This window comes from Pontimicrobium sp. MEBiC01747 (assembly GCF_053601635.1).
Genome location: NZ_JBSHNS010000586.1, coordinates 1 through 9018 on the forward strand (window position 1 = coordinate 1; position 9018 = coordinate 9018).

At 32.3% G+C, this 9018-nt stretch carries 13 protein-coding genes; all 13 read left to right on the plus strand.

The annotated features are described in order from the left end of the window. On the plus strand, positions 1-300 hold a 300-nt coding region (locus ACVC2P_RS19685; protein ID WP_452600157.1), incomplete at its 5' end, for an NUDIX hydrolase. Positions 301-363: 63 nt separating this feature from the next. Continuing rightward, positions 364-1209: a ribose-phosphate diphosphokinase gene (prs, locus tag ACVC2P_RS19690; RefSeq protein ID WP_452600158.1), complete on the plus strand. Its 846-nt coding sequence runs from the start codon at positions 364-366 to the stop codon at positions 1207-1209. Beyond that, positions 1206-1619, plus strand: coding sequence for an ADP-ribosylation/crystallin J1 (locus ACVC2P_RS19695; protein WP_452600159.1), 414 nt, complete (start codon positions 1206-1208; stop codon positions 1617-1619). Before prs ends, ACVC2P_RS19695 begins: the two co-directional genes overlap by 4 nt. 8 nt (positions 1620-1627) lie before the next feature. Continuing rightward, on the plus strand, positions 1628-2311 hold the full coding sequence (locus ACVC2P_RS19700) for an SIR2 family NAD-dependent protein deacylase (protein WP_452600160.1): 684 nt from the start codon (positions 1628-1630) through the stop codon (positions 2309-2311). A 72-nt stretch (positions 2312-2383) separates the two neighbouring features. Further along, positions 2384-3019 (plus strand): DUF4291 domain-containing protein, encoded by a 636-nt coding sequence (locus tag ACVC2P_RS19705; RefSeq protein WP_452600161.1) that lies wholly within the window; start codon positions 2384-2386, stop codon positions 3017-3019. After that, complete coding sequence (locus ACVC2P_RS19710) at positions 3016-3930, plus strand: ADP-ribosylglycohydrolase family protein (protein WP_452600162.1); 915 nt, start codon at positions 3016-3018, stop codon at positions 3928-3930. Before ACVC2P_RS19705 ends, ACVC2P_RS19710 begins: the two co-directional genes overlap by 4 nt. Before the next feature lie 15 nt (positions 3931-3945). Continuing rightward, entirely contained in the window at positions 3946-4461 is a 516-nt protein-coding gene (locus ACVC2P_RS19715) for an O-acetyl-ADP-ribose deacetylase (RefSeq protein WP_452600163.1), read from the plus strand. 157 nt (positions 4462-4618) lie between these two features. Beyond that, a complete protein-coding gene (locus tag ACVC2P_RS19720; RefSeq protein WP_452600164.1) occupies positions 4619-5485 on the plus strand; it encodes an MBL fold metallo-hydrolase in 867 nt (288 codons plus the stop codon). 1 nt (position 5486) lies between these two features. Continuing rightward, entirely contained in the window at positions 5487-6038 is a 552-nt protein-coding gene (locus ACVC2P_RS19725; protein WP_452600165.1) for an RNA 2'-phosphotransferase, read from the plus strand. 195 nt (positions 6039-6233) lie between these two features. Then, positions 6234-6782, plus strand: a complete 549-nt coding sequence (locus ACVC2P_RS19730; RefSeq protein ID WP_452600166.1) for a prolyl hydroxylase family protein — start codon at positions 6234-6236, stop codon at positions 6780-6782. After that, a complete protein-coding gene (locus ACVC2P_RS19735; RefSeq protein WP_452600167.1) occupies positions 6779-7609 on the plus strand; it encodes an SIR2 family NAD-dependent protein deacylase in 831 nt (276 codons plus the stop codon). Before ACVC2P_RS19730 ends, ACVC2P_RS19735 begins: the two co-directional genes overlap by 4 nt. Before the next feature lie 226 nt (positions 7610-7835). After that, complete coding sequence (locus ACVC2P_RS19740; RefSeq protein ID WP_452600168.1) at positions 7836-8600, plus strand: metallophosphoesterase family protein; 765 nt, start codon at positions 7836-7838, stop codon at positions 8598-8600. A 200-nt stretch (positions 8601-8800) separates the two neighbouring features. Next, positions 8801-9018: nucleoside 2-deoxyribosyltransferase domain-containing protein (locus ACVC2P_RS19745; protein WP_452600169.1), on the plus strand; the 218-nt coding region annotated here is incomplete at its 3' end.

Below are 9018 nucleotides of genomic sequence, written 5' to 3' on the forward strand. Positions count from 1 at the left end.
ATTTTAGACCTAGCAAAAACACGATTAAAATCGAAATTACACTACCAACCAATAGGTTTTGACTTATTAAATAAATCCTTCCCCTTTTCAGATTTAGAACACTTATATACTACTATTCTTGGGAAAGATATCGACCGTAGAAACTTCAGAAAAAAGCTAATGAGCTTTGGTGTTATAGAAGAAACAGGAAAAATGAGTCAAACAGGAAGCGGTCGTCCGGCAAAATTATTTCGCTTTAACACCAATAAATACAAGGCTTTAGCCAAGGATGGATTTCACTTCGAAATAAAGTTTGTGTAAATTTTACACAAAATATTTTGTCACTTTATAATTATAATATACATTTGTGTAAAAATAACGCAAATGTATTTAAATTTAGATGCTCAATTTACACCTTTTGGTACCGAAAATAGTATATCGTTTCAATCGTTTACCTTTTCAGGAGGAGAACCACATATAAAAATAAATGAAGATTTATCTACTGTAAAAGAAGTAACAGTAACCACACGAGTGCAATCGTTTAACGATTTTGGTGTGTTGCTTTTAGCTATAGATGCTTTAAAACGTTTTTATATAGAAAAGATAAATGTATTCATCCCGTATTTTCCAGCAGCAAGACAAGATCGAGTTATGGTAAAAGGAGAACCCTTATCTGTAAAAGTGTATGCCGAACTTTTAAATCATTTAAAGCTAAACAAAGTCACAGTTTTCGATGCGCATTCCGAAGTGACTTCGGCTGTATTAAATAATTGTGAAGTAATAACCAATCACAGTTTTATAAAACAAGTAATAAAAGCAATAGGAAAAGACCTTGTTTTAGTATCACCAGATGGTGGAGCGTTAAAGAAAATTTATAAAGTGTCTGAATATTTAGGAGGCATTCCAGTAATAGAATGCTCTAAAAAAAGAAATGTAAAGAATGGAACACTTGAAGGTTTTAAAGTTTATGAAGACGATTTAAAAGGAAAAACGTGTTTAATCGTAGATGATATTTGCGATGGCGGTGGTACATTTTTAGGCTTAGCAGAAGCACTAAAAGAAAAAAATGCAGGCGATTTATACCTAGCAGTAAGTCACGGTATTTTTAATAAAGGATTTAAAACCTTAAATGAAAAGTTTACTAAAGTATTTACAACAGATAGTTTTAAAACTATTGAAAGTGATGAAGTAGAGCAAATGAAGTTGAAAGATATAGTAATAAAGGAATGAAAACAGTAACATTATATAGACCAGTAGGAGAGAAAGAACTGATTTTAATAGCAGAAAGTAATTTTAAAACCTTTCCACCAAGATTAGAACAACAGCCTATTTTCTATCCTGTTCTAAATGAAGAATATGCTACGCAAATAGCTTCAGAATGGAATACAAAAGATGCTTTTGGAAATTACTTAGGTTTTGTAACAGAATTTAAAATAACAGAAGACGAATATTTAAAATATAAAGTAGAAAATGTAGGTGGAAAAATTCATAACGAATTATGGGTGCCAGCAGAAGATTTAGAAACATTCAATACAAATATAGTTGGAGATATTAAAGTGATTAAAGTATGTATTGGAAGTCAATTTAAAAATGCATCGCATCCGTTGGTGCAGTCACAAATTGGCAAACTAAAAAATTAAAAAAATAAATGAAAAATATAGTAATACTTAGTGGAGCAGGAATAAGCGCAGAGAGCGGTATACAAACCTTTAGAGACAGCGATGGATTATGGGAAAATCACAGTATACAAGATGTCGCGAGCCCTGCAGGATGGCGAAAAGATAGAGCATTAGTTCTAGACTTTTATAACCAAAGACGTCAACAGTTAAAAGACGTAAAACCTAATAAGGCACATGAACTAATAAAAGATTTAGAAACGTTTTATAACGTGCAAATTATAACCCAAAACATAGACGATTTACATGAAAGAGCAGGTTCTAAAAATGTGTTGCATTTACATGGAGAATTAAATAAATCAAGATCCTCTAATAATGCTAAATTAATCTACTCGCAAGATGGAGATATTAATATAGGAGATAAAGCAGAAGACAATGCGCAATTAAGACCACATATTGTCTGGTTTGGCGAAGATGTACCCTTAATGGTAGAGGCTGAAAAAATAGTAAAAGAAGCAGATATCTTAATAGTAATAGGTACTTCCATGCAAGTTTACCCAGCAGCAGGTTTGGTAAATAATATCTCGGCAGAATGTACATTGGTAGTTATAAACCCAAATGATACAGACTTCAATTTTAATGGTAGAGCAGTACATTTAAAAGAAAATGCAACAACAGGAATGACATATTTGTATAAAGAGTTAATACCTAAATAAGTTGCAAATAATAATATTAAAAAAATAGAAAGTAGGATATCTAAACGAGATTCCTGCCTTCGCAGCAATGACATGAAACTAAATATAAAATCATACACAGAACAACTAAAAGAATGGCCAGAGAAAGGACATTATATCATGGCACAATACAATGATGAAGAAATCATAGTATACCAATCATACAGACCATCTAAAGGTAATTTTGCAGTACGCAATCAATATTTTGGAGGCGACTTTAAATATACCAGAATGACTTGGATAAAACCCAATTTTTTATGGATGATGTATCGAAATGGTTGGGGCACAAAAGAAGGACAAGAAGTCGTATTAGCAGTACACTTAAAACGAGAAGCCTTTGAACGCTATTTAAGTAAAGCGGTGTATTCCAATTTTCAAGAAGACTTATACCTAAGTCTAGAAGATTGGAAAACCGAAGTGAAAAACTCATCTGTACGTTTACAATGGGATCCAGACCATGATCCTTACGGAGCAAAAATAGAACGCCGAGCAATACAAATAGGCGTTAGAGACGAGGAAATAGTAAACTATGCAACAAAAGATATTATTAAAATAGAAGATATTTCAGAATTTGTAAGAACACAACACCAACACGTTTTAAATAACGAATTAGAGAAATTAATAGTGCCAGAAGAGAAGCCCTATTTTAGTAGGAATGATGAGGTAAATAAACGATTACGATTAAAATGAAAAATATAACCAAAGCAGAACGAATACAATTAGCACAAAAATCTTTAACAGGAATAGCTGTTGGTGATGCCTTTGGTGATAGTTTTTTTAGAGAAAGAGATATTGTAGAATTAGCACTCTCTAATCAAGAGATTCCAGAAACGCAATGGAGATATACAGACGATACCATTATGGCTATTCCATTATTAAAATCATTAGAGCAATTTAATGATATTAACCAAGATTATATAGCTCAAGAATTTGCTGAGAATTATTTTAACGATAGACATAGAGGTTACGGGCCATCTATGCACAGAAAGTTAATGAATATAAAAGAAAACGGTAATTGGTTAGAGATTTCTAAAGCGAGTTTTAACGGTCAAGGCTCTATGGGAAATGGAGGCGCAATGCGTGTAGCATTAGTAGGAGCTTACTTTAATGATGATTTAAAAAAAGTAACAGAAGCAGCAAAGCTATCCTGTGAAATAACACATTATCATACAGAAGCTGTAGCAGGTGCAATTAGTACAGCAATAGCAACCGCAATTTGTGTAAGAGAAGAGAATTTTACAGATAAAGACAATTGGCTTAATGAAGTTATAGAATATACGCCAGAAAGTGATTTAAAGTATAAATTGATTAAAATTAAAACGTTACCAAAGTCATACCATGTAAAAACAATTGTATCAGCGTTAGGAAATGGAACAAAAATGACGGCACAAGATACAGTACCATTAACATTGTGGAATGTATACCATAATATAAACGATTTTGAAAGTACATTATGGAATACCGTTTCGGCATTAGGAGATCGTGATACAACTTGTGCGATAGCAGGAGGAATAAGTATTATGTCTTCAAAAGAAGAAAACATTCCAAAGCAATGGATAAGCAATGTTGAAAAATGGGAAGACAGTATTTTTTATAAGTAACTAAAAATACAAGAGATGAAAATCGAATTAATAAAAGCAGATATAACAACATTAGAAATAGACGCAATCGTTAATGCCGCCAACTCTTCGCTATTAGGAGGAGGCGGTGTTGATGGCGCTATCCATCGTGCTGGCGGGCAAGCTATTTTAGAAGATTGTAAAGCTATAAGAAACAAGCAAGGCAAATGTAAAACAGGAGAAGCAGTAATAACCACCGCAGGACATTTACCAGCCAATAAAGTAATACACACAGTAGGACCAGTATATAATAAAGGCAGTAGAATAGAAGAAAAAAAAGAACAATTAGCAAACTGCTATAAAAACAGTTTAAAACTAGCAGAAGACAATAGTTTAACTTCTATAGCATTCCCTAACATAAGTACAGGAATATATAAGTTTCCAAAAGTATTAGCAGCAGAAATAGCTATAAGTACAGTTAAACAATACAATAGCGAAACAATAGAAAAAGTAGTGTTTGTTTGCTTCGATGATGAAAATTATGAATGTTATAGAGCGTTATTAACTGAATAACGTAAAAATCATAGTTCAACAATTTTACTTTTAAAATAGCCCTATAACGTCAGTTCGAGTGATTCCGATAGCTATCGGAATCGTATCGAGAACAAAAGAAACAATAACAAAATTAAAAAGAAAGTAGTGATTATATTCCTGCTTTCGCAGGAATATAATGAAACTAACACTACACGGCTACTCCACAGCATTATTCGCAACGTGGTACTTTATAGAAGAACTCGGTATACTATTCGATGCAGGAGATGGCGTTGTATCTAACCTTTTAGGAAAAGCAGGAAAAATTAGAAACGTATTTGTATCACATGCCGATAGAGATCATTTAACAGGACTGTTTCAGTACAACCAATTGTTTTCAAAAACAAGTTTAAACATTCATTATCCAAAAGATGCGAACTCGTTTCAACACCTTAATGCATTCTTAGAACTATTCGACCCGCACATTAATAAAGCCAATTGGAAGCCATTACAAAATGAAGAAGCTATTACAATTAAAAACGGTTATTCTGTGCAAGGCTTCGAAAACAAACATATAGATGTGCCAGGACAATTAAAAAGTTTATCCTATAAAGTTATAGAAACCAAGCATAAATTAAAAACTGAGTTTTCCAATTTAAGCGGGAAAGCCATTGTAGCATTAAAAGCAGAAAAAGGAGACAATTATATAAAAGAAAAAGAAGAAATCAATGTACTAATCTATTCGGGAGACACACCAGTATTCGATTATTCAAAATATGATAACTGCAAAACATTAATACACGAAGCCACCTTTTTAACTAAGGAAGAAACACAAACAAAAAACAATAAAAACAAACACAGTTCTTTAGAAGAAGTGCTAGAAATGGTAGCGAATATTTCAATAGAACAATTAATTCTAGGACACTTCTCTTCAAGATACGATATAAAAGACATAGACCAAAAAATAAAAGAAGGCATAAAACACTATAATATAAAAATACCAGTATACAGAATGCCAATAGGAAGAATGCAGAAAGATATATTAAACGGAAAACCTATCAACTAAAATGAATGACAAAAATAAAAAACGAATCAGTAAATTTTTAAGCCTAATCCTTAGGCATAACCCAGATAAAATAGGATTAGAATTAGACGAAAACGGTTGGGCAGACATCAACGAACTAATAACAAAAGCCAATAAAAGAAATGTAAGGTTCTCAAAGGAAAATTTAGAAGATATTGTAGAAACAAACGATAAAAAACGCTTTGCATTTAACGACGATAAAACAAAAATAAGAGCAAACCAAGGACACTCAATCACAACAATAGATTTAAAATTGGATGCCTTAGAACCACCAGCGTATTTATATCATGGAACCGTAGGTAAATTTATAAACGCTATAAAAACAAACGGACTGCAAAAAATGAGCAGGCAACACGTACATCTAACAAGCGAATTAGAAACCGCAGTAAAAGTAGGAAGCAGAAGAGGGCAAGCCATTATTTTAAGCATAAGAGCAAAAGACATGCACGATAAAGGCTATACATTTTATCAATCGGAAAATGGCGTTTGGTTAACAGATGCAGTACCAGCAGAATTTATAGCATTTAAAAACTAAAACAAGAACACTAAAAAATAGTAATACTGCTCGTTTAATATTTAATAGATAATAATAAATAGTAACGTCAGTTCGAGAGATTCCGATAATTATCGGAATTGTATCGAGAACAAATTTTAAAATATAAATGTATAACAGTTTAATACAGAATATATTTTGTACTAACTAAAATTTCCGTTTCCACGGGAAATGAATATGAAAAAAATAGAATTACATCCAACCATATTTTTAGTAGAAGACTTTTTGTCTTCAGAAGAATGTGATGCACATATCGCCTTTAGTAGCACCCAAGAATTTGAAGAAGCTAAAATAAATAGTGGAGGCGTACAAGTGATGAATAAAGGCGTGCGTAATAACGATAGAATACTATTCTTTAATACCGATTTAGCCGAAACCCTTTGGCAACGCGTAAAACAATATGTTCCAGAAGAGATGGGTTTATTTACAAGATATGGACTAAACGAAATGTTTAGAATATACCGTTACACCAAAGGCCAACGCTTTAAAATGCATAGAGACGGAAGCTATAAACGAAACGATAAAGACTGTAGTTTCTTTTCGCTAATCATCTATTTAAATGACGATTTCGAAGGCGGAGAAACAGAGTTTAGAAAACTATTTACAGTAACACCAAAAAAAGGAACAGCATTACTATTCCATCATCCGCACAGACACGAAGGCAAAGAATTATTAGAAGGTGTAAAATATGTATTACGAACAGATGTAATGTATAAAATAGAATGAAAACAATACAAGACATACTACAAACAGGACTAAATAGAGAAAGAAGGAATAACATCACCTTTTTAACAGGTGCAGGAATATCCTCAGCAAGTGGAATACCAACGTATCGAGGAACAGACGGTATATGGATAAAAGGAACAAAACACTATAAACCAGAATCCTTTGGAACCTTTAAGCATTTTTCAAACAATGCAGATGAAGTTTGGCAATACACGTTTTTTAGAAAGAAAATGTTTGCCGAAGTTAAACCTAACGAAGCGCATTATAAATTAGTAGCAATAGAACAACAATTAAAAAATAGAGCACACATAATAACCCAGAACATAGATAATTTACATCAACGAGCAAACTCTAAAAACATATACGAAATACATGGTAATTTAAGAGAAATGCGATGTGCAACAGATTGTACAAAAACAGTTTATAAAATACCAGAAAGTATTACATTAAAAGCAATAGACGAAGATTTAACTTACGATGAAAAACAATTGTTATTTTGCCCTGAATGTGGAGACCATACCAGACCAAATATTTTATGGTTCGATGAATATTACAATGAACGAAACTTTAAACTAGATACAACACTTAAATTAGCTAAAAATAGCAGTCTATTAATGATATTAGGAAGTTCGGGAGCAACCAATTTGCCAAACAGACTAGTAGAACAAACCTTAAGATATGGCGGACATGTTATAGATGTTAATTTAGAAGACAATAGTTTTACCAAAAATTTTGCAGACAAAAAACAATTTCATTCCTATCGAGGAACCGCTTTTGAGTTTTTAATGCTCTTTGAAGAAGTAATGAGAAATGAAACTAAAGCGTAGAGATTAACACTTCTCGATACAAAATCTTTATCAAGATTTCACTTGAAGTGACGCTTTAATAGTTATAAGATAATAAAGTGCAATAAAGAAATAATTATCGTCAGTTTGAGTGCCAAATCTGTGATTTGGTGTATCGAAAACAAGATAATTATGGTAGCAAATATTAAATGTCAAAACAAACAAGTATAATATAACACCATTGGCATAAAATAGAAAAGAGTAGCAGATGAGAACATTAGTAATAGGAGATATACATGGCGGATTAAAAGCACTAACCCAGCTTTTAGAACGCTTACAACTAACAAAAAGCGATAAACTAATATTTTTAGGAGACTATGTAGACGGTTGGAGCGAATCGGCACAAGTAATACAATACCTAATAGAATTATCAGAACAAAACCATTGCATCTTTATAAAAGGAAATCACGATGTATGGTGCGAAGATTGGTTACGAACAGGAGAAGGCGAAGCCGTTTGGTTAGCGCACGGCGGAAAAGAAACCATGGAAAGTTACAAGCTTTTTACAGCAGAAGACCGTCTAAAACACCTTAACTTTTTCGAGCGTATGAAACTCTACCACATAGATGCCGAAAACCGTTTATATATTCACGCAGGATTTACTTCTTTACATGGCGTAGAACAAGAAAAATTTCCTACTAATTATTATTTCGATAGAACCCTTTGGGAAATGGCAGTAACCATGGATGTTACTATAGAAAAGTCAGATTTTATATATCCAAAACGCTTAAAACTATACAAAGAAATATACATAGGGCATACACCAACATTACGCTATAATTCCGATAAACCTATACATGCTAATAGCGTTTGGAATATAGATACAGGAGCCGCCTTTAATGGAAAACTAAGTGCTTTAGATATAGAAACCAAAACCATTTGGCAAAGCGATGAAGTACAAACCTTATATCCAGAGGAAAGAGGTCGAAATCACAGTCCGTATCGATTGATAAAAAAGAAAAGAAGATTATAAATTATTTAAAACCTAATATCGATGTAAGTTCGAGTAATCCCGATAGCTATAGGGATTGTATCGAGAACAAATTTTGAATAAAAAATTTTATTCTGAATAAAAAGAGAGTAGTTAATATAGTCTATACATCAAAAATTAAGTTACCATTAAAAGAACAAGACAAAAAATATTACTTTTTAGCAGGAAGTATAGATTATCATTTGGCTGGAAATTGGAGAGAAAAAGTGATTAGGGAAATGGGAAGTCAAGTTCATTTCTTTGAGCCTACAAGAATAGAGCATAATAAGTTTAATGATTTTCAGATGAAAGAGCATATTGAATGGGAATTAAATGCTTTAAATTTATCCGATAAAATCTTACTAAATTTTTTACCCGATGCAAAGTCTCCTATTTCACTAGTGGAATTAGGATGGTATAT

Bases quoted from the DNA above. Each gene is read 5' to 3' on its own strand.
- ACVC2P_RS19715 (WP_452600163.1), top strand. From the start codon at position 3,946: ATGAAAATCGAATTAATAAAAGCAGATATAACAACATTAGAAATAGAC.
- ACVC2P_RS19725 (WP_452600165.1), top strand. From the start codon at position 5,487: ATGAATGACAAAAATAAAAAACGAATCAGTAAATTTTTAAGCCTAATC.
- prs (WP_452600158.1), top strand. From the start codon at position 364: ATGTATTTAAATTTAGATGCTCAATTTACACCTTTTGGTACCGAAAAT.
- ACVC2P_RS19735 (WP_452600167.1), top strand. From the start codon at position 6,779: ATGAAAACAATACAAGACATACTACAAACAGGACTAAATAGAGAAAGA.
- ACVC2P_RS19700 (WP_452600160.1), top strand. From the start codon at position 1,628: ATGAAAAATATAGTAATACTTAGTGGAGCAGGAATAAGCGCAGAGAGC.
- ACVC2P_RS19730 (WP_452600166.1), top strand. From the start codon at position 6,234: ATGAAAAAAATAGAATTACATCCAACCATATTTTTAGTAGAAGACTTT.
- ACVC2P_RS19705 (WP_452600161.1), top strand. From the start codon at position 2,384: ATGAAACTAAATATAAAATCATACACAGAACAACTAAAAGAATGGCCA.
- ACVC2P_RS19710 (WP_452600162.1), top strand. From the start codon at position 3,016: ATGAAAAATATAACCAAAGCAGAACGAATACAATTAGCACAAAAATCT.
- ACVC2P_RS19740 (WP_452600168.1), top strand. From the start codon at position 7,836: ATGAGAACATTAGTAATAGGAGATATACATGGCGGATTAAAAGCACTA.
- ACVC2P_RS19695 (WP_452600159.1), top strand. From the start codon at position 1,206: ATGAAAACAGTAACATTATATAGACCAGTAGGAGAGAAAGAACTGATT.
- ACVC2P_RS19720 (WP_452600164.1), top strand. From the start codon at position 4,619: ATGAAACTAACACTACACGGCTACTCCACAGCATTATTCGCAACGTGG.